Genomic DNA, 19,772 nt, shown 5'->3' with positions numbered 1-19,772 from the left:
GAATTTGCCAGCCGGGCATCGGTACCTGAAACTGTCGTTAGCGGCAGGAGACGGGTCCGGTTCCCGGATCCGCATCCGGGGGTGAGCCGCGCGAGTGGAGGAATCAATGGCCCACGTCGGGCTGGTCTTCGTAGGCCTGATCTTGTTCATCAACGGGCTGGTGTCCCTGGGCCGAATTCCGGCCCGTTCGGCCGCAGTGCTCAACCTCATGGTGGGCGGCGTGCAAATCCTGCTGCCTACGCTGATCATGGTCCAGGCCGGCAGCGATACCCTGATGGTCAATGGCGCCTGGCCGAGCTACCTGTTCGGAATGACCTATCTGCTGGTGGGCCTGAATACTCTCTGCGGCTTCGATACCGGCGCCTTCGGCTGGTTCAGCGCCTTCGTGGCGGTGATCGCCGTGTACAAGGCGGTGATGTCCCTGAGCACGGATCCCATCTTCGCGGTGATTTGGCTGTCGTGGGCGCTGATGTGGCTGTGCCTGTTCCTGCAGCATGCGCTGGGGGTGCAACGGCTAGGTGGCATCGAGCTGCAGCGCTTCGCCGGCTGGCTGCTGGTCAGCGCCGGAATCCCGTCCAGCACGGTGCCGGCGCTGTTCGCCCAGAACGGGATCTGGACATCCGCCCCGGCCGCCGGCCTTGCGGCGTTGGCGGCTCTGGCGGTGTCACTGGGCTTCAGCGCCTGGCAGGGGCTTCGCTCGGACAGAACGCTGGAGGCGCGCCAGAACTTCGCGGCCTAGCGGTCGCGCTGCACCCGGGCCTCATCCCACACCGGCTCATCGGACTCGTAGACCACCCCGTCGGAGCCGAAGACCAGGAAACGGTCGAAGCCGCGGGCGAACCAGCGGTCGTGGGTGACTGCCAGGACGGTGCCCTCGAACGCGTCGATGGCGCGTTCCAGCGCCTCGCCCGAATGCAGGTCCAGGTTGTCGGTGGGCTCATCGAGCAACAGCAGCGTCGCCCCGGAGAGCTGCAGCAGCAGGATCTGGAAGCGCGCCTGCTGGCCGCCGGAGAGCGAGTCGAACTTCTGCTCCGACTGGCCGGCCAGGCCGTAGCCATCCAGCGCGCCGGCGGCCGCCTCGCGCGGCAGGCCCGAGCGGTGCTCGTCGCCGCGGTGCAGGATTTCCAGCAGCGTGCGGCCGAACAGGTCCGGGCGCGAATGGGTCTGCGCGAAGTAGCCGGGTCGGATGCGCGCCCCGAGCTTCACGGTGCCGGCGTGTTCCACCGGCTCGATGACCACGTCGGAGACCGGCAGGTGCTCGCGCTCCGGGTCGGTGCCGCCGGAGGCCAGCAGGCGCAGGAAGTGCGATTTGCCCGAGCCGTTGGATCCCAGGATGCCGACGCGGTCGCCGAACCAGATCTCGGTGTTGAAGGGCTTCATGAGGTTGGTTAGCTCAAGCTTCTCGGCGACGATCGCGCGCTTGGCGGTGCGACCGCCCTTCAGCCGCATCTGCACGTTCTGCTCCAGCGGGATGGCCTGCGGCGGGCCGGCTTCCAGGAACTTCTCCAGCCGGGTGGTGGCCGCCTGGTAGCGGTTGGCCATGTCGGAGCGGAACGCGGCCTTGGTCTTGTACATGTTCACCAGCTCCTTGAGCTTGGCATGCTCCTCGTCCCAGCGCTTGCGCAGCTCCTCGAAGCGCTCGTTGCGCTCCTTGCGGGCGTCCACATAGGAACCGAACGCCCCGCCGTGCACCCAGGCGGTCGCCCCGCCATGGCCCGGCTCCAGGGTGACGATGCGGGTAGCGGCGTTGTTCAGCAGCTCGCGATCGTGGCTGATGAACAGCACGGTCTTGTTGGAGCGGGACATCGTCTCCTCCAGCCAGCGCTTGCCCGGCACGTCCAGGTAGTTGTCCGGCTCGTCCAGCAGCAGCAGCTCGTCGTTGCCCTCGAACAGCGCTTCGAGCACCAGGCGCTTTTGCTCGCCGCCGGACAGGGTGCGCGCCAGCCGGTCCCCGGCCTTGTCGAAGCCGACACCCAAGGCGGCCATGCAGACCTTGTCCCAGGTGGTTTCCAGCTCGTAGCCGCCGGCGTCGCCCCATTCGATGATCGCCTCGGCGTAGCGCATGTGGACTTTCTCGTCCTCGCTGGTGAGCATCTTCGCCTCGTACTCGGCGACCTTGGCGGCGGCCTGGGCCAGCGCCGGGGCGGCGGTGGACAGCAGCAGGTCCTTCACCGTCGACTCGTCGCGCACCTGCCCGACGAACTGGCGCATGATGCCCAGGGTGCCGGTGCGGTTGATGGAGCCTTCGTCCGCCGTCAGATCTCCTGCGATGATCTTGAACAGGGTGGTCTTGCCGGTGCCGTTGGGTCCGATCAGCGCGGTCTTGGAACCGGCGGTGACCTTGAAGGCCACCCCGCCCAGCAGCGCGGTGCCGTCGGAAAGGAAATACTGGATGTCTGTTACGTCGATATGGGCCACCTGGCAATCCTATCGGGCTTTGGCCGGTTCGTTCCCGCCGCGGCAACCCGCGCTGGGCTAGCGTAGTGCCATGCAGATCGAATTGGACATCTCCGGCGCGCTTCATGCCTGCTGCCATCCGGGCTTCGCAGTGGGCGAGAAGATCCGCTGGGCGGTCGCTCGGCTGCGCTACCCCGATGGCACCGTGGTCTACGAGCTGAATGACCACGACACGTTCAGCGAATCCGGGGTGCCGGTGAGTCCGGTTCACGGCATAGAGGCGGACATCCATTACATCGACCACCACTACGAGCCGGCCATCGGCGATCCCGGAGTGCTGCAGCCCTCCGGGGAACCGGCCAGGATCACCCCGACCACCAGCGTCCCTGCGGGCACGGACTTCAATCACGATCTCATCCACGTCACCCTGGAACTTCTCGACCCAAACCAGCTGCCTCAGATCTGCGACTGGGATCCGCAATTGGACTGCCCGTCGGATCCCTCAGCGCGCGAAGACGCCGCTCGCGCGCAGTTCGAGCTCAGCAGCGCAAGCGTCCACTTGCGTGAACTCGCTGAGGAACTGGCGAAGCGCTACGGCCACTTGGCCCAGGTGCGCTCCGATAGCCTAGGCCAGATCTCGATGCTGCCGCGGGCCGCCGGCGCCGCCGAAGTGCACTGGCGGCTGGATTTCAGCGATGTCCCCACGCAGCTGGTGCTCACCGTGGCCGGCGCGGAGTGGACCTGGCCAGCTGATGCGGCATCGATCGGGCAGCTGGCGCAGATCGTGGAAGCGGTCGCCGCCGGGCGCCTTGAAGAACAGCGGCAGGCAACCGGCGCCAGCATGGTCCTTGCGATGAGCATCGAGCTGGCCGATGGCACCACACTGATCCAGCGCGACACGGTCCACGGATTCGGTGGGCAGGATGCTTTTGCGGTTATCGGTCCCTTGGGCGACCGGTTGGCCCGAACTGGCGAGTTCACGCCCTGGGCCTAGCGGCCGCCTGCCTGCTGGATCAGTTGCGTCGAAAGCGACGTCCATCGTACACCCGGGCGTCACCTGGTGTTCGCCTGCCGGCCTCAAAGGCTTGCGAATCTTGGGAGGTCATCTCTAGCAAACGCCAAGCAATTTTCGGGGGACTACCGACGTGAATCGAACCGCACAGAGGTCAGCGGGCATCCTTGCCGCGCTGGCATTGGGGGCCGGGGGCCTCGCACCGCTGGCACTGGCCGCAGGGGCCAACGCGGAGAGCGGAAGCTATTTCGAGCGCACCGCCACCTACCCGGTGCACCAGAACCATCCCGAGGGCGCCGCGGCGCAGACCGCCGCGGAAATCTCCACCGTCTCGGCCGATGGGCAGACGCTGATCTACACCGACGCGCTCTCGCGCCAGATCGGCTTCGTCGACATTTCCGACGCCGCGAAGCCGGTGGGCCTGGGCACCCTGCCGCTGCACCAGCTGGGCAGCGCCCAGGACGAGCCGACCAGCGTCGCCGCCTTCGGCGAGTACGTGATGGTGGTCGTCAACACCTCCACCAGCTACAGCGATCCCTCGGGCCGCGTGGACGTGGTGCGCATTGCCGACCGCACGCTGGTGCACAGCATCGCGTTGCCGGGCCAGCCCGATTCCATTGCGCTGTCCGCCGACGGCGCCTATGCGGCGATCGCCATCGAGAACGAACGCGACGAGGATGCCGGCGACGGAGGGCTGCCGCAGGCCCCTGCCGGTTCGGTGGCGATCCTCGACACGATCGGCGAGCCCCCGGCGGACTGGTCTCTGCGCGAGGTGCCGCTGGCCGGCGGAACGCGCGAGAACCCCGAAGCGCTGGATGAGCTGGCGCAGGCAGGGCTGGACACCCCGCAGGATCCGGAACCCGAATACGTGAGCATCAACGCGCGCAACCAGGCGGCGGTCTCCCTCCAGGAAAACAACGGCATCGTGCTGATCGACCTGCCGAGCGGCACCATCACCAAGGCCTTCAGCGCCGGCACCGTGGACCTGGAAGGCATCGATACCGACGAGGACGGAAAACTCGACCCCGCAGGCTCGCTGCTGGGGGTGCCACGCGAACCGGATGCCATTGGCTGGATCCAGGACCGCTACCTGGCCACCGCGAACGAGGGCGACTGGAAGGGCGGCAGCCGCGGTTTCACCGTCTTCGATTCGAGCACCGGCGAACCGGTGTGGGATGCCGGCAGCAGCTTCGAGCATCTCGCGCTGTCCCAGGGGCTCTTCCCCGAAAGCCGGGCAGGGAAGAAGGGCACCGAACCGGAGGGCCTGGCCATCGGCGAATACCAGGGCACCGACTACGCCTTCGTCGCCTCCGAACGCGGGAACTTCGTCGCGGTCTACGACATGAGCGATCCGCGCGCGCCGAAGTACGTGCAGACACTGCCCACCACCAACGGGCCGGAAGGCATCCTGCCGATCCCGGGCCGCGAGCTGCTCGCCGTCTCCTCGGAAACCGACGAGGCCGAGAACGGGGTGCGTTCGGCGCTGAACCTGTTCAGCTTCGGTGCCGCCGCGCCGCAATTCCCGCAGCTGTCCTCGGACCCGGCCGATCCGGTGCCGTTCGGCGCGCTCAGCGGGCTGTCGGCCAACCCGGCCGATGCCTCGCAGCTCTTCGCGGTCAGCGACAACGCGTACCAGCCGCGCATCTACACCCTGGAAGCCGGAACCCCGGCCACCGTCGAATCCTCGATGGAGGTCACCGAGGCCAGTGTCGAACTGGACCTGGAAGGCCTTGCCGCCCGCGCCGACGGCGGATTCTGGGCAGCCCATGAAGGGGAAAGCGGGGCGGAGAACCTGCTGGTGCGCATCGACGCGGAAGGCGTGGTGCAGGAGGAGATCGCGCTGCCTGAATTGGCGGTGCTGGGCAAGCACGGGCTGGAAGGCATCGCCGCCACCGGCTCAGGCGAAAAGGAAGAAGTGGTGTTCGCGGTGCAGCGCGAGCTGCCCGGAGAGGATTACGTCCGCCTGGGCAAGTACCTGCCGGCCACCGGCGAGTTCAGCTGGTACGGCTACCAGCTGGAAGCGGCCGCGGACGGCGCCTGGAACGGCTTGTCGGAAATCACCGCCCTGCCCGATGGCTCCTACGCGGTGATCGAGCGCGACAACCAGGCGGGGCCTGACGCCGCGCACAAGAAGATCTACCAGGTGCGGCTTCCGGACGCGGCGGCCGGGGAGATGCCGCTGGTGCAGAAGACCCTGGCGGCCGATGTGCTGCCGGCGCTGCAGGAAACCAGCGGATGGACCCAGGAGAAGCTCGAGGGCCTGGCCGTTGCCGATGGCGAGGTCTACGTGGTGACCGACAACGATGCGGTGGACGACGCCACCGGCGAGACCGTGTTCGCGCACCTGGGTGCGGCCGATGAGGTGTTCGACCTGGCCGGCCCGGAACCGAGCACGGAACCGAGCGACGAGCCAAGCCAGCAGCCGGGTGAGCAGCCAAGCGAGGAACAGAGCGAAGCTCCGGTCGCGGAACCAACGGCGAGCCCATCGCAGTCCCCGCAGCGGGAATCCGGACAGCCCCAGGCGCCTACGGATGCGCCGCAGCAGTCGCGGCCAGCCGAGCCTGAAGCCGGAGAAAACCTCGCCGACACCGGCGCCAACAGCTTCTGGCTGATCCCGGTGGGCGCGGTGATGGCGCTGCTCGGCGCGGCGGCGGCGATCAAGAGCTCACGGGCCCGCGCCAAGTAGCCGGAGGGTCCCCGGGCACAGCGAAGGCGTGGCACCTGCACGGGTGCCACGCCTTCGCGGATTAAAGCTAGTTCTTCTTCTGCGAGATCACGACCGCTGCCACGGCGGCGATGACCAGCGAGATGAGCAGGAACTTGCCGCCCTTGCCGGACTTCTTCTCCGGGGCGGAGAGGCTCTTCTGGGCCGCCTGCACGGCGTTCTCCACGGAGGCGCGAGCCCGCTTGGCGGCCTTGGAGTTCCCGCCGACACTCTCGATCAGGTTTGCGCCGGCCTTGCTGATGGCATCGGTGTTGACGCCGGCGACGGCCTCGTTCCAGCTGCCGCGGATTTCCTTGGGCAGCTCTTCCTTGGCGGTCTTGGCGAGTTTCGCCAGCGACTTCTCAACTTGCTTCAAGCTCTTGGCAGTTTTCGACATGTTGTTCCTCTCTGGTGGACCTGGAGTCGGGTAGACCTTGAGGTCTCAGTTCCAGCCTAGCCAGCCGGAGGTTGGCGCTCAAGGACGCGCCGTTGCGCTCACTGCGAACTGGGAACTTACTGGGAGGGCCGGCGCAGCGCGCGAATCCGGGTGCGCAGTGCGCTGAACAGGCACAGCAGCATCAGGATCGCGGCGACCGAGAGCACCGTCGCGAACCCCGGCGAGGTGGACTGCCCGGTATAGCGGTCGGCGATGATCCAGCCGATCACCCACAGCGCACCGGCGTTCAGGTAGATCCCCATCGGGTTCTTGAAGCTGACCGCGCTGAGGAACAGCGCCAGCAGCAGCACCGCTAGGGCGCAGGCGCCCTTGAACATCAGCGAGCCGGCGTCTGCGCCGGAGTACGCGGTGACGGCGACGGTTTCGGCCAGCACGATCACCGAGAGCCACCCGGCGAACAAACCGAAGCTGGCGCGGGTGATCCACCGGTCCACCTGCCGCAGCGCCGCGGTCCTGCCGATCATTACCACAATGCGGATCAGCAGAGCCAGCAGGAGCAGGCCGAAGGCCAGCGAGACGCCGATGCGGTCGCGCTCCAGGAATGCCACCCACAGCGCATTGCACAGCACGGCGCCGAGCACCCAGGGCCGCAGCCGGTGGTGCAGCCCGGTGCGTTCTTGTGGCAGGCACTGCCAGATCGCGTAGAACGCCACGGCGGCCATCAGCCCGAACCAGGGCAGCTGCCCGATGCGCGGAACGGAGGCGACGGTGGCATCCTGGCCCAGCCAGCCGCCGGCGAGATCTTCCAGCCCGGCGGCCGAAAGCACCGCCCATGCCGCCCAGCCCAAGCCGAGCAGGATGGCGGCCGCATAGCCCACGGTAACCAGCCTTGTCTTCACGATTCCGAACGTACCACGGCCCGGGGACCAAAACGGTTCGCCACGGCTAGAGTGGAAGCATGACTGAGCCTTGGGTACGACGTGCCATTTCCCTGCTCGACGCTGACGCGAACCGCAGCGCCGACACCCACCTGCATCGCTTCGAGCTCCCCGGCCGCTGGGGGATCGAGCTCTACCTGAAGGACGAGTCGGTGCACCCCACCGGCTCGCTCAAGCACCGGCTGGCCCGCTCGCTGATCCTCTACGGGCTGGTCAACGGGAAGATCTCCGAAGGCACCACGCTGGTGGAAGCCTCCAGCGGGTCCACCGCGGTCTCCGAAGCCTACTTCGCGCGGATGCTGGGGCTGGAGTTCATTGCGGTGGTGCCCAGGTCCACCAGCGCGGAGAAGATCGAGCTCATCGAGTTCTACGGCGGCCGCTGCCACCTGGTGGACGCGGCCGGAGAGGTCGACGCGGCGGCCCGCGAGCTGGCCGCCGGCACCGGCGGCTACTACCTGGACCAGTTCACCTATGCCGAGCGGGCCACCGACTGGCGTGGGAACAACAACATCGCCGAGTCGGTGTACGCGCAGATGGCTGCCGAAGCGCATCCGATTCCCAGCTGGATCGTCGTCGGCGCCGGGACCGGCGGCACCAGCGCCACGTTCGGGCGCTATGCGCGCTACAAGCGGCATGAGACCCGGATCTGCGTGGGCGACCCGGAAGGCTCGTCGTTCTATGAGGGCTGGCGCACCGGGGACCTGGGCTACGCCACGGGCCGCGGATCGCGCATCGAGGGGATCGGCCGGCCCAGCGTGGAGCCGAGCTTCGTCCCCGGGGTGATCGACCGCATGGTGCAGGTGCCCGACGCCGCCTCGCTGGCCGCCATGCACTTCCTGCGCGCCAAGACCCGCTATTTCGCCGGCGGTTCCACCGGAACCAACCTCTATGCGGCCTTTACGATCATCGCGCAGATGCTGCAGCGCGGCGAGCAGGGCTCGGTGGTGACGCTGATCTGCGACTCCGGCGAGCGCTACGCGAAGACCTACTACAACCCCGACTGGGTGGCCGGGCAGGGCCTGGACCTGGCGCCCTATCAAGCGCAGCTCGAGCGCTTCCTCGAAACGGGAGCCTGGGACTAGCTGCGCAGGCTGGGCATCAGCCCGGCCTTGTGCTTGCGCTGGTGCACCGAGAAGTAGCCCAAGCCGGCGTCGCCTGCCACGAACTGCCGCTGGGAGCGGGCGGGCAGGTAGATGATGTCGCCGATGGCCAGCTCGATGGATCCGCTGGCGGTGCGCAGCACCCCGGAACCTGCAAAGACGTGCAGCAGCACGTCGAGCTCCGGGCCCTGGTGCTGCCCGATCTCCTCGCCCGGGGCCAGGGAGATGACGTTGGCGTCCAGGTCGCGCTGCTCGGGTTCCAGCTTCCAGATCGCTCCGTTGGATTTTCCGGCGGCCAGTTCGGTGGTGTTGGCCATGCGGCGCGGTTCGGGCATTGTCTCTCCTTGAAGTGCTGTGCTGCTGCTTCCAGCCTAGCCAATCCCGCAGGGCGCCGGAGTGGCGGCAGGTGCGGACGCAGGCGAAATGTGCCTAGGATGAGAGCTAAGGAGGGAAGATGACTGAAAGTCCAGCGGCTCGTCACGCGAGCACCCAAGCGGATTTCGCAGCGAACCTGGCCTCCATCCGCGCGCGGATTGCCGCGGCGGAGGCCAAGGCCGGTCGGGCGGCGGGCAGCGTGCGGCTGCTGCCGGTTACCAAGACGGTCCCGGCTGAACGGCTGCGCCTGGCGATCGCGGCCGGGGTCCACTGGCTGGGGGAGAACAAGGTGCAGGAAGCGTGGGAGAAATCCCAGGCGCTGGCGGACCTGCCGCAGCTGAAGTACTCGGTGATCGGGCACCTGCAAACCAACAAGGCCAAGTACGTGGCCCGGTTCGCCGACGAGTTCCAGGCCCTGGATAATCTGCGCCAGGCACAGGCGTTGGAGCGCCGGCTGGAGATCGAGGACCGCACCCTTGAAGTGTTCATCCAGGTGAACACGTCGTCAGAAGAATCCAAGTTCGGGCTGGAACCTGGCCAGGCTCCGGAATTCCTCAGGCAGTTGCAGGGCTTCGAGCGGCTGCAGGTTAAGGGATTGATGACCTTGGCGGTGTTCTCGCCACAGCAGGAACTGGTCCGCGCCTGCTTCCGGAAGCTGGTTGCCGTGCGCGAAGAGCTTCGCCAATTGAATCTGGGCAGCGTGGAAGAGCTGTCCATGGGGATGAGCGGGGACTTCGAGCTGGCCATTGCCGAAGGAGCCACGGTGGTGCGCGTGGGCCAGGGCCTATTCGGTGCACGGGCCTTGCCTGATTCGCACTATTGGCCAGGGTTCGCCGGCTAGTTTCCGGCGGCGTGGGAGGCCGGTCTGCGCTTGTTCGTCCTGTCACAGGCCGGTGTGCTGGGAAGAACTTGAAATTGCGGCGTATGCCCATGACAGCAGCCGGTCGGCGCAGTAGGGTGAAGAGCAGACCCACTGGAACATTGTGTGCAGGAGGAATGTTTTGCCTACCGTAGCCGACCACCTGATTGAACAGCTCGATACACAGGGAGTGCGCCGCATCTACGGCATCCCGGGCGATTCCCTGAACGGCTTGACCGATTCCCTGCGGGAGAACGGGCGGATCGAATGGGTCCACCACCGCCATGAGGAAGCCGCCGCCTTCGCGGCAGCGGCGGAGGCGGAAATCACCGGCGAGCTGACCGTCTGCGTCGGCTCGTGCGGACCGGGCAACCTGCACTTGATCAACGGGCTGTACGACGCGAACCGCTCGCGCGTCCCGGTACTGGCGATCGCCGCGCACATCCCTACCGGGGAGATCGGCTCCAACTATTTCCAGGAGACCCACCCGGTCGAAGTCTTCCGCGAATGCTCCGTCTATGCCGAACAGGTTTCCGATCCGAAGCAGATGCCCCGGATGCTGCGCATTGCGATGCGCGAGGCTATCGAGAAGCGCGGTGTGGCGGTGCTGGTGATTTCCGGCGATGTGGCGCTGGCGGAGATGGAACGCACGCCCACGCAGAAAATCATCAAGACCAATCCGCGGGTGCTGCCCAATGAAGAGGAGCTCGAGCGCGCCGCAGAGGTCCTCGAAAGCTCGCGCAAGGTCACCATTCTCGCCGGCGCAGGTGTGGCCGGCGCCCATGGAGAAGTGATCGAGCTGGCAGGAAAGCTCGCTGCGCCGATCGTGCATGCCATGCGCGGCAAGGAGCATATCGAATACGACAACCCGTACGATGTGGGCATGACCGGCCTGCTGGGCTTCGCTTCGGGTGCCAAGGCGATCGCCGAATGCGATGTGCTGCTGATGCTGGGCACAGATTTCCCCTACCAGCAGTTCTACCCGCAGGATGCGACCATCATCCAGGTGGATATCCGCGGCGAGCAGATCGGCAAGCGCACCCGGGTGGACATCCCGCTGGTCGGCACGGTGAAGGACACGGCCGCGGCACTGGCCGCCGTGCTCCCGGTGCAGACCCACCGCAAGCACCTGGAGGCCGCGGTGGAGCACTACCGCAAGACCCGTACGAAGCTCGACGAGCTGGCGACGCCCTCCAAGCCCGGCGCCGCAATCCACCCGCAGTATTTGGCCCGGCTGATTGACCAGCACGCAGATGAAGATGCGATTTTCACCGCCGACGTGGGTTCCCCGGTGATCTGGGCGGCCCGCTACCTGTCGATGACCGGCAAGCGCCGGGTGCTCGGCTCCTTCAACCACGGTTCCATGGCCAACGCGCTGTGCCACGCACTGGGCGCCCAGGCAATAGACCGGCAGCGCCAGGTGATCGCCTTCGCCGGGGATGGCGGATTGGCCATGATGCTCGGCGAGCTGCTCACTGCCACGCAGAACAAGCTGCCGGTCAAGATCGTGGTGTTCAACAACTCCTCGCTGAATTTCGTGGAACTGGAGATGAAGGCCGCCGGGTTCGTCACCTACGCCACCGATCTGCACAATCCCGACTTCGGGGCCGTGGCCACCGCCTCCGGGCTCAAGGGCTACCGGGTGGATGATTCGGCGCAGCTCGAAGCCACGGTGGAAGAATTCCTGGCTCATGACGGTCCGGCGCTGCTGGATGTGGCGACCGACCGCCAGGAGATGTCGATGCCGCCGGAAATCAAGCTCGAGCAGGCCAAGGGCTTTGCCTTGTATGCCCTGAGGACCGTGCTCTCCGGACGCGGCGACGAGCTGCTGGATCTGGCGAAAACCAACTGGCGCCAACTGTTCTAGCGGATTTGTGCCTATGCTTGTTGCTGGTGCCCTTGGCACCAGCAACACGTTTGTGACATCAGAAAGTTGGCGCTTTGGCTTCGCAACCTGCCGCTCTGCATGCGGCCACCATCGAGGATTTCACCCGCAACCTGGCAACTGTCAACCAGAAGATCGCCGCGGCGGCAACGGCTGCGGGCCGGGACGCCGGCTCGGTCCGGCTGCTTCCGGTGACCAAGACCATCGATACCGACCGCTTGGCCTTGGCGATCGCCGCCGGTGTGGACACGCTGGGGGAGAACAAGGTCCAAGAGGCGCAGGGCAAGTACGAGCATTTCTGCGAGAAGTTCCCGCACCTGCGCTATGCGATCATTGGTCCGCTGCAGACGAACAAGGCGAAGTTCGTGGCGAAGTTCGCTGATGAATTCCATGCGCTGGACTCGCTGAAACTCGCCGAGACCTTGCAACGCCGACTGGAGCTCGAAGATCGGACGCTGGAGGTCTTCATCCAGGTCAATACCTCCGGGGAGGAAAGCAAATCCGGTATCCAGGCTGGTGAGGCAGCCGGGTTGCTTGCCGGTTTGGCGCCGCTGGACCGATTGAAGCCGGTGGGCCTGATGACCATGGCGGCGAATACCACCGATGAAGCATCCATCCGCGGCAGCTTCTCGCTGCTGCGCGAGACCCGTGACCAATTGCAGCAGGTTGCTCCTGACAGCTTCCAGCACCTGTCCATGGGCATGAGCGGCGACTACGAGCTGGCCATCGCCGAAGGAGCCACCGTTGTGCGCGTGGGCCAGGGAATCTTCGGTGCCCGGACCTACCCGGCCTAAAGAACCCCTGAATCGTTTCCGGGCTTCGCGACCAGGGGCAGCTGATATTCCTCAGCTGCCCCTGTTTCGCGTTCTCCACATTCGGTCGTGCGACGCCCAAACTGTCGGTTCAGAGGCGGACACTACATCTTGTGGTGCACGTTGTGCACCAGGAACTAGATAGGGGAAGCGAAACACGCCGACGAACATCTCACAGAAGAATTTTTAACCCACAATCGAGTTCTGCCAACCTGTGGACAAAGGACCCGGGTCCGCAAGAAATCGCGGTTTAAACCGGGGTTAATATCCACAGATCCTGTGGACGTCCTCGTGGATGAATGACATACTTGTAATACATCATGTTGTGGCCGCTTGACCGGCCAAACACAAGATGTAGTATTGAACCCGTTGGTGCGGCTCGCACCAGAAGCACCTCGAAGCAGTGGTTTCGAGGCATCCGAGAGGATGGCTAGGTACTTTCCGAAAATCCGGGAACCTAGCCGAAAATAGACTTTCCAAAGGGGATCAGGGACATGGCCATCACGGTTTACACGAAGCCTTCCTGCGTTCAGTGCAACGCTACTTACCGCGCGCTGGATAAGAAGGGTGTCGAGTACAACAAGGTAGACATCTCTCAGGATGCGGCAGCCTTGGAGCACGTTCGTGGCTTGGGCTACATGCAGGCACCTGTCGTAATCACCGATGACGATCACTGGTCGGGTTTCCGCCCAGACAAGATCGAGTTGCTGGCACCAGCCAACTAATTCAGAACTCCATCCGCTAACTTCTAGTGGAGGCGAAAAAATAATGGCACCTGCAGCACTTGCCGACAGGCAAAATGCTGAGGACCAGGAACCGCTGGAATTCACCGCTTCGAACCTGATTTACTTCTCATCAGTTTCGGAGAACACGAAGCGTTTCGTGGAGAAACTCGAGATGGATGCCGCGAGGATTCCGGTCTACGCGACCGAACCGCAGCTGATCTCGACAGCCCCCTACGTGCTGCTCATACCCACTTATGGCGGAGAGCGTGGCAAGCGTTCGATCATGCCGCAGATCATGAAGTTCCTGCGGCATGAAGTGAACCGGGCGAATCTTCGCGGCGTGATCGGTGCGGGGAATACAAACTTCGGCGAGTACTACTGTATTGCGGCCAAGCGCATTGCCGAGAAATGCAACGTACCCGTGCTTTATACATTCGAAATTATGGGAACCTCAGAAGACGTTCTCAACGTCAAAGAAGGGCTTGAAACCTTTTGGACACCAGCGTCGCAGAACCGGCAGCAACGATGAAGAGCTCAAAGGAGCTCCCAGCCCAGTTCCAGGGCTTGAGCTACAACGACTTGAACGCCATGCTGAACCTCTACGGTCCAGATGGAAAGATCCAGTTCGAGGTAGACCGCTATGCGGCTCGCCAGTATTTCTTGGATCACGTGAACAACAACACCGTGTTCTTCCACGATCTGGACGAGAAGCTTGAATACCTCGTCAAGCACGAGTACTACGAACGCGAAACCCTCGACCAGTACTCGATGAACTTCATCCGGGATCTGTTCAAGCACGCCTTCGGCAAGAAGTTCCGCTTCGAAACCTTCTTGGGCGCCTTCAAGTTCTACACTTCGTACACTTTGAAGACCTTCGACGGAAAGCGCTACCTGGAACGCTATGAAGACCGCGTCTGCATGGTGGCCCTGCACCTGGCACGCGGCGACGAGAAGCTGGCCCGGCATCTGGTCGACGAGATCATCGAAGGCCGCTTCCAGCCCGCTACCCCAACCTTCCTGAATGCCGGCAAGGCGCAGCGCGGCGAACTGGTCTCCTGCTTCCTGCTTCGCATCGAAGACAACATGGAGTCCATCGCCCGCGCGGTGAACTCGTCGCTGCAGCTGTCCAAGCGCGGCGGTGGTGTTGCCCTGTCGCTGACCAACCTGCGTGAGCATGGTGCCCCGATCAAGCAGATCGAGAACCAGTCTTCCGGTGTCATCCCGGTCATGAAGCTTCTTGAAGATTCCTTCTCCTACGCGAACCAGCTCGGTGCACGCCAGGGCGCCGGTGCCGTCTACTTGAACGCGCACCACCCGGATATCTACCGCTTCTTGGATACCAAGCGCGAAAACGCTGATGAGAAGATCCGCATCAAGACCCTGTCCCTGGGTGTTGTCATTCCGGATGTCACCTTCGAACTGGCGCGCAAGAACGAAGACATGTACCTGTTCAGCCCGTACGACGTAGAGCGCGTCTACGGCCAGCCGTTCAGCGAAATCTCCGTCACCGAGAAGTACTACGACATGGTCGACGATGCGCGCATCAAGAAGACCAAGATCAACGCCCGCGAGTTCTTCCAGACTCTGGCCGAGATCCAGTTCGAGTCCGGTTACCCGTACATCATGTTCGAGGACACCGTGAACAAGGCAAATCCAATTGCCGGCCGCATCACCATGTCCAACCTGTGCTCGGAAATCCTCCAGGTTTCTTCCGCTTCGGAATTCGCTGACGACTTGAGCTACAAGACCGTCGGCAAGGACATTTCCTGCAACCTCGGTTCGATGAACATCGCCAAGGCCATGGACGGCAAGGATCTGGCTACCTCGGTAGAGATCGCCATCCGTGCGCTGAGCGCCGTTTCGGACATGTCGGACATCGCTTCGGTTCCTTCGATTGCCGATGGCAACCGCAAGTCGCACGCCATTGGCCTGGGCCAGATGAACCTGCATGGCTTCCTCGCTCGCGAGCACATCTACTATGGCTCCGAAGAAGGCATCGACTTCACGAACATCTACTTCTACACGATCCTGTTCCACGCGCTGACTGCTTCGAACAAGATCGCGATGGAGCGCGGCGAGACCTTCGACAACTTCGAGAACTCGAAGTATGCCTCCGGCGAGTTCTTCGACAAGTACACCGAGCAGGAATGGGCACCAGCTACTGAGCGTGTCCGCGAACTGTTCGAGGGCATGCACATTCCTACCCAGGAAGACTGGAAGGCCCTGAAGGCTTCGGTTATGGAGCACGGCATCTACAACCAGAACCTCCAGGCAGTTCCTCCAACCGGTTCGATCTCGTACATCAACAACTCGACCTCCTCGATCCACCCGGTCGCAGCGAAGATCGAAATCCGCAAGGAAGGTAAGATCGGCCGCGTTTACTACCCGGCTCCTTACATGAACAACGAGAACATCGACTTCTACGAAGACGCTTACGAAATCGGCTACGAGAAGATCATTGACACCTACGCCGCTGCAACCCAGCACGTCGACCAGGGCTTGTCGCTGACCTTGTTCTTCAAGGACACCGTCACTACTCGTGACATCAACAAGGCCCAGATCTACGCATGGCGCAAGGGTATCAAAAGCCTGTACTACATCCGCCTGCGCCAGCTCGCGCTGGAAGGCACCGAGGTTGAAGGTTGCGTCTCCTGCGCACTGTAAAACCTTGAGCCATTGACCGGTTGGCCGGTCCATGGCATCACGCAACAGCTGCCGCAGGGCTCCGTCCAGCGGCAGCTGTTGCACATCAAAACCACTTCAGATCGTGTCAACGATCCGATATGAACTCTGGACCTTGCTGCACCGGCACCGTTCGAAAGAACTGTAGAGTTGTAGGCAAAGTTCTTAACACGATTTAGCTTTTCGATGAGGGGCAATGACCGAGAAGATTCAGCTCACCAACAAGGTTGAAGCAATCAACTGGAACCGTATCCAGGACGATAAGGACGTGGAGGTCTGGAACCGACTCGTCAATAACTTCTGGCTTCCGGAGAAGGTGCCGCTGTCCAACGACATCCAGTCGTGGGCCACCCTGACCGAAGACGAAAAGCTGCTGACCATGCGTGTCTTCACCGGCCTGACCCTACTGGACACCTTGCAGGGTACCGTAGGCGCCGTCTCGCTGATCCCGGATGCACTGACCCCGCACGAAGAAGCCGTGTACACCAACATTGCCTTCATGGAATCGGTGCACGCCAAGAGCTACTCCTCGATCTTCTCGACCCTGGCCTCCACCAAGGAAATCGATGAAGCCTTCCGCTGGTCCACCGAGAACGTGAACTTGCAGAAGAAGGCCCAGATCATCGAGAGCTACTACCACGGCGAAGATCCGCTCAAGCGCAAGATCGCTTCGACCCTGCTCGAATCGTTCCTGTTCTACTCGGGCTTCTACCTGCCAATGCACTGGTCCTCGCACGCGAAGCTGACCAACACTGCTGACTTGATCCGCTTGATCATCCGTGACGAAGCGGTCCACGGCTACTACATCGGCTACAAGTTCCAGAAGGGTCTGGAAGGTGCCAGCGAAGAACGCAAGCAGGAGCTGAAGGACTACACCTTCGAGCTGATGTACGAACTGTACGAAAATGAAGTCCAGTACACCCATGACCTCTACGATCCGGTAGGCCTGTCCGAGGACGTCAAGAAGTTCTTGCACTACAACGCCAACAAGGCTCTGATGAACTTGGGCTACGAGGCCATGTTCCCATCCACCGTGACCGACGTATCCCCAGCGATCTTGGCTGCGTTGAGCCCGAACGCTGATGAGAACCATGACTTCTTCTCCGGTTCCGGTTCCTCCTATGTCATCGGCAAGGCAGTAAATACCGAAGACGAGGACTGGGACTTCTAGTACCTGGCTTCTCCGACACTGGCCCCACCAATCTGGTGGGGCCGTTGTCATGAGCGGCGCTAAACGCAACGCACAGCGACAATTGTTAGATACTTGGAAAGTACGAGTTGCTATCAATGCGCGGGAGTCAATGTGCAGATCGAATCCACTTCGGATGAACAAAGTTCGTTGGACGACCAGCAAATTCAGCGGATTCGACGCAAATCCATTTCTGTCCTCGCCGCGGGGCAGATTCTTGGTGGCTTGGGCAGTGGCGCAACCCTGACCTTGGGGTCGCTGCTGATTGTGAATGTCTCCGGGCTCGATGAACTGGCCGGCATGGCGGCAACCATGAATACGCTGGGTGCCGCCGTCATGGCACTGCCGTTGGCGATGCTTGCTCAGAAATTCGGCCGGCGTGTTTCGCTGTCAACAGGTGCCTTGCTGGCGGCCAGCGGTGTCACCATCATCGTTGCCTCAGCATCCCTGAGATATTGGCCGCTGCTGCTGCTCGGCATGCTGGTTCTAGGAACCGGCTCGGCAATGAATCTCCAATCCCGATTCGCTGCCACGGATTTGTCCAGCAAATCCACTCGCGGCCGTGATCTCTCCGTCGTCGTATGGTCGACAACCATCGGCGCAGTCATTGGCCCCAACTTGTTCGAGCCTGGCGAAGAACTCGCTCAGTTCATAAGTCTCCCGCCGTTTACCGGAGGCTTTCTCATTGCCATGTGCGCGCAACTGATCGGCGTGCTCGTTTACTGGGCGGGCTTGCGTCCCGACCCTTTGCAGATCGCACAGCAACGAGCTGCTGTCCACACGCAAAAGGCTCAGCTTCGCCGCCGAGGCTGGAACATCCTGAAAAACACTCCGGCAGCTCGACGTGCGGTGCTCACCGTGGCTTTGACCCACCTCTATATGGTGTCCATGATGTCAATGACGCCAATCCACATGCAGCATCAAGGGGCAAATCTGACGCTCATCGGCATCACGATTTCTATTCATATTGCCGGGATGTACGCGTTGTCGCCGGTATTCGGCTGGCTCACGGACAAGGCAGGGGCGCGGACGATCATCTTCGCAGGGCAAGCATTGCTGATCACGGCAAGCATACTCGTGTGGATCGATTCAGAGAGCCACACCGTGACAACGTTGGCTTTGCTGAGCCTGGGACTCGGCTGGTCTGCGGCCACAGTGGCCGGGGCAACGATGATTTCCGGGGCGGTTGGTATTTCAGAACGTCCACAACTGCAGGGCACCTCGGATCTCTGCATGAATCTTGCCGGTGTGCTTGGAGGGCTTAGCGCTGGCCCGGTCCTGGGAGCCGTCGGGTTCCAAGGGCTGGCCGTTGTGCTGTTGATCTTCGCGATGCTCATGATTGTTGTGAATTTGAAGGCAAACAGCTCGGATGCTGTCTACGATTAGCGGATAGTGCCAAGCTGGAAGCTGGTTACTTCACACGGAAGGTACGGGCTCATGGCAGAAGGTACACGGTGCGTCATTGTTGGGGGAGGGCCGGCCGGAATGGTGGCCGGTTTGCTGCTTGCCCGCAGTGGTGTGCCAGTAACGGTTCTGGAGAAGCACGCAGATTTCCTCAGGGATTTTCGTGGCGACACCATCCACCCCTCAACGCTGCAGTTGCTTGATGAAATCGGGCTGATAAGCGAGTTCGAAAAGATCAATTTCAGCAAGGTTGCTCAAGCGAGCATCCCCGCCAGGGACGGCTCGCCAGCTACAGTTCTCGACCTGTCGCGGTTGAAGCATCCATTTCCGTTCATCGCCATGGCGCCGCAGTGGGATTTCCTCAACTTGTTGGCTCGTGCAGGTGAAGCCGAACCGAATTTCGAGCTGAGGATGAGTACCTCGGTAACTGACGTTGTCACCGAAGGAGGCCGCATAATTGGCGTCAAATATGAAGACTCGGCCGGCGACGGTGAAATGCGTGCATTGCTCACTATTGCGGCAGACGGCAGGTGGTCCCGTGTCAGAGAAGCAGCCGCACTGCCGATGAGGGAATTCTCCGTACCGATTGATGTGTGGTGGTTCAAGATTCCAAGCACAGTGGATCGAAAGAACGAACTGACTCCAGCATTTGCCAAGGATCGCTCTTTTGTCCTGATTCCGCGCGAGGGATACGTGCAGGCAGCCATGCTTTTGCCGAAGGGGCACGATGCCCGTCTACGCGCAGAAGGTGTCCAGTCATGGAGGAAGTCAATCATCCAGGCCGCTCCCGAGTTGGCAGACGGCGTACAAAGTTTGGCCCTTGATGATGCGAAGCTTCTGGACGTCAAGCTAAATCGCGCGAAACAGTGGTGGCGGAGGGGTCTGCTGTGCATTGGGGATTCTGCCCATGCCATGAGTCCAGTTGGGGGAATCGGCATCAACTTGGCCGTACAGGATGCTGTAGCAGCGGCACGGATCTTGGCGCGGCCTCTTCGGGAAGGGACGATTTCTGATCATGATGTGGCAGCTGTACAGCGCCGCCGAACCGTCCCGACAGTTGCTACACAGATGGTTCAACGAGTTATGCATCGTGGGCTAACCCGCGTCATGCAGGCCAGCGGCGAATTCCGGGTGCCGTTGCCGATAGCTTCCGCTTTTCGCTTGTTCCCGAAGCTCACGACATTGCCAGCTCGTCTGCTTGGTGTAGGTGTTCTTCGCGAACGCCCTCCGGTCGAAGCCTGCCGGTAGAAAAAGGTTAAAAGCAGCAAAGGTGCAGTTCCATCCTTGCGGGGA

17 protein-coding genes are annotated in these 19,772 nt (G+C 62.7%); 13 read left to right on the top strand and 4 right to left on the bottom strand.

Features of this window, described 5'->3' with window-relative positions; all coding sequences use genetic code 11:
- Positions 1-106 precede the first annotated feature (106 nt).
- The gene (locus tag ATK23_RS05895) at positions 107-739 is read left to right on the top strand and encodes an AmiS/UreI family transporter (protein WP_066138535.1); all 633 of its coding nucleotides are present in this window, start codon (positions 107-109) and stop codon (positions 737-739) included.
- On the opposite strand, the gene ATK23_RS05890 is transcribed toward ATK23_RS05895, so the two are convergent.
- On the bottom strand, positions 736-2,418 hold the full coding sequence (locus ATK23_RS05890; RefSeq protein ID WP_066138534.1) for an ABC-F family ATP-binding cassette domain-containing protein: 1,683 nt from the start codon (positions 2,416-2,418) through the stop codon (positions 736-738). The two genes, ATK23_RS05895 and ATK23_RS05890, sit on opposite strands and share 4 nt — an antisense overlap.
- 70 nt (positions 2,419-2,488) lie before the next feature.
- Between ATK23_RS05890 and ATK23_RS05885 the strand changes: the two genes are divergently transcribed.
- Together ATK23_RS05885 and ATK23_RS05880 are read left to right on the top strand one after the other, a co-directional pair.
- A complete protein-coding gene (locus ATK23_RS05885) occupies positions 2,489-3,391 on the top strand; it encodes a hypothetical protein (RefSeq protein ID WP_066138533.1) in 903 nt (300 codons plus the stop codon).
- A 151-nt stretch (positions 3,392-3,542) separates the two neighbouring features.
- Complete coding sequence (locus ATK23_RS05880; RefSeq protein ID WP_066138532.1) at positions 3,543-6,095, top strand: esterase-like activity of phytase family protein; 2,553 nt, start codon at positions 3,543-3,545, stop codon at positions 6,093-6,095.
- 67 nt (positions 6,096-6,162) lie between these two features.
- Here the strand turns inward: ATK23_RS05880 and ATK23_RS05875 are convergent, their stop codons facing one another.
- Both ATK23_RS05875 and ATK23_RS05870 read right to left on the bottom strand, forming a co-directional pair.
- On the bottom strand, positions 6,163-6,510 hold the full coding sequence (locus tag ATK23_RS05875) for a hypothetical protein (RefSeq protein WP_066138531.1): 348 nt from the start codon (positions 6,508-6,510) through the stop codon (positions 6,163-6,165).
- Between the two features lie 116 nt (positions 6,511-6,626).
- Positions 6,627-7,409: a TspO-related membrane protein gene (locus tag ATK23_RS05870; protein ID WP_157066323.1), complete on the bottom strand. Its 783-nt coding sequence runs from the start codon at positions 7,407-7,409 to the stop codon at positions 6,627-6,629.
- A 59-nt stretch (positions 7,410-7,468) separates the two neighbouring features.
- Between ATK23_RS05870 and ATK23_RS05865 the strand changes: the two genes are divergently transcribed.
- Entirely contained in the window at positions 7,469-8,530 is a 1,062-nt protein-coding gene (locus tag ATK23_RS05865) for a PLP-dependent cysteine synthase family protein (RefSeq protein WP_066138529.1), read from the top strand.
- Here ATK23_RS05865 and ATK23_RS05860 read toward each other — a convergent pair.
- Positions 8,527-8,883, bottom strand: coding sequence for a cupin domain-containing protein (locus ATK23_RS05860; RefSeq protein WP_038991241.1), 357 nt, complete (start codon positions 8,881-8,883; stop codon positions 8,527-8,529). The genes ATK23_RS05865 and ATK23_RS05860 overlap by 4 nt on opposite strands.
- A gap of 119 nt (positions 8,884-9,002) precedes the next feature.
- Between ATK23_RS05860 and ATK23_RS05855 the strand changes: the two genes are divergently transcribed.
- From ATK23_RS05855 to ATK23_RS05815, 9 genes are all read left to right on the top strand, one after another.
- On the top strand, positions 9,003-9,764 hold the full coding sequence (locus tag ATK23_RS05855; protein WP_066138528.1) for a YggS family pyridoxal phosphate-dependent enzyme: 762 nt from the start codon (positions 9,003-9,005) through the stop codon (positions 9,762-9,764).
- 160 nt (positions 9,765-9,924) lie between these two features.
- Positions 9,925-11,649 (top strand): ubiquinone-dependent pyruvate dehydrogenase, encoded by a 1,725-nt coding sequence (gene poxB, locus ATK23_RS05850; RefSeq protein ID WP_066138527.1) that lies wholly within the window; start codon positions 9,925-9,927, stop codon positions 11,647-11,649.
- A gap of 74 nt (positions 11,650-11,723) precedes the next feature.
- Positions 11,724-12,461, top strand: coding sequence for a YggS family pyridoxal phosphate-dependent enzyme (locus ATK23_RS05845; protein ID WP_066138526.1), 738 nt, complete (start codon positions 11,724-11,726; stop codon positions 12,459-12,461).
- A gap of 512 nt (positions 12,462-12,973) precedes the next feature.
- Positions 12,974-13,204 carry a glutaredoxin-like protein NrdH gene (nrdH, locus tag ATK23_RS05840; RefSeq protein ID WP_013349130.1) on the top strand — a complete coding sequence of 77 codons (231 nt, stop codon included), beginning with the start codon at positions 12,974-12,976 and terminating at the stop codon, positions 13,202-13,204.
- Positions 13,205-13,247: 43 nt separating this feature from the next.
- Positions 13,248-13,733, top strand: a complete 486-nt coding sequence (nrdI, locus tag ATK23_RS05835) for a class Ib ribonucleoside-diphosphate reductase assembly flavoprotein NrdI (RefSeq protein ID WP_038991233.1) — start codon at positions 13,248-13,250, stop codon at positions 13,731-13,733.
- Positions 13,730-15,868 (top strand): class 1b ribonucleoside-diphosphate reductase subunit alpha, encoded by a 2,139-nt coding sequence (gene nrdE / locus ATK23_RS05830; RefSeq protein WP_038991232.1) that lies wholly within the window; start codon positions 13,730-13,732, stop codon positions 15,866-15,868. Before nrdI ends, nrdE begins: the two co-directional genes overlap by 4 nt.
- 214 nt (positions 15,869-16,082) lie before the next feature.
- Entirely contained in the window at positions 16,083-17,057 is a 975-nt protein-coding gene (nrdF, locus tag ATK23_RS05825; RefSeq protein WP_038991231.1) for a class 1b ribonucleoside-diphosphate reductase subunit beta, read from the top strand.
- A 132-nt stretch (positions 17,058-17,189) separates the two neighbouring features.
- The gene (locus ATK23_RS05820) at positions 17,190-18,461 is read left to right on the top strand and encodes an MFS transporter (RefSeq protein WP_066138525.1); all 1,272 of its coding nucleotides are present in this window, start codon (positions 17,190-17,192) and stop codon (positions 18,459-18,461) included.
- Between the two features lie 51 nt (positions 18,462-18,512).
- A complete protein-coding gene (locus ATK23_RS05815) occupies positions 18,513-19,727 on the top strand; it encodes an FAD-dependent oxidoreductase (RefSeq protein WP_066138524.1) in 1,215 nt (404 codons plus the stop codon).
- Positions 19,728-19,772: the final 45 nt, after the last annotated feature.

Origin of the sequence: Glutamicibacter nicotianae (assembly GCF_002797775.1) — a bacterium.
GTDB lineage: Bacteria > Actinomycetota > Actinomycetes > Actinomycetales > Micrococcaceae > Glutamicibacter > Glutamicibacter nicotianae.
This window is presented reverse-complemented; position numbering and strand designations above follow the sequence as displayed.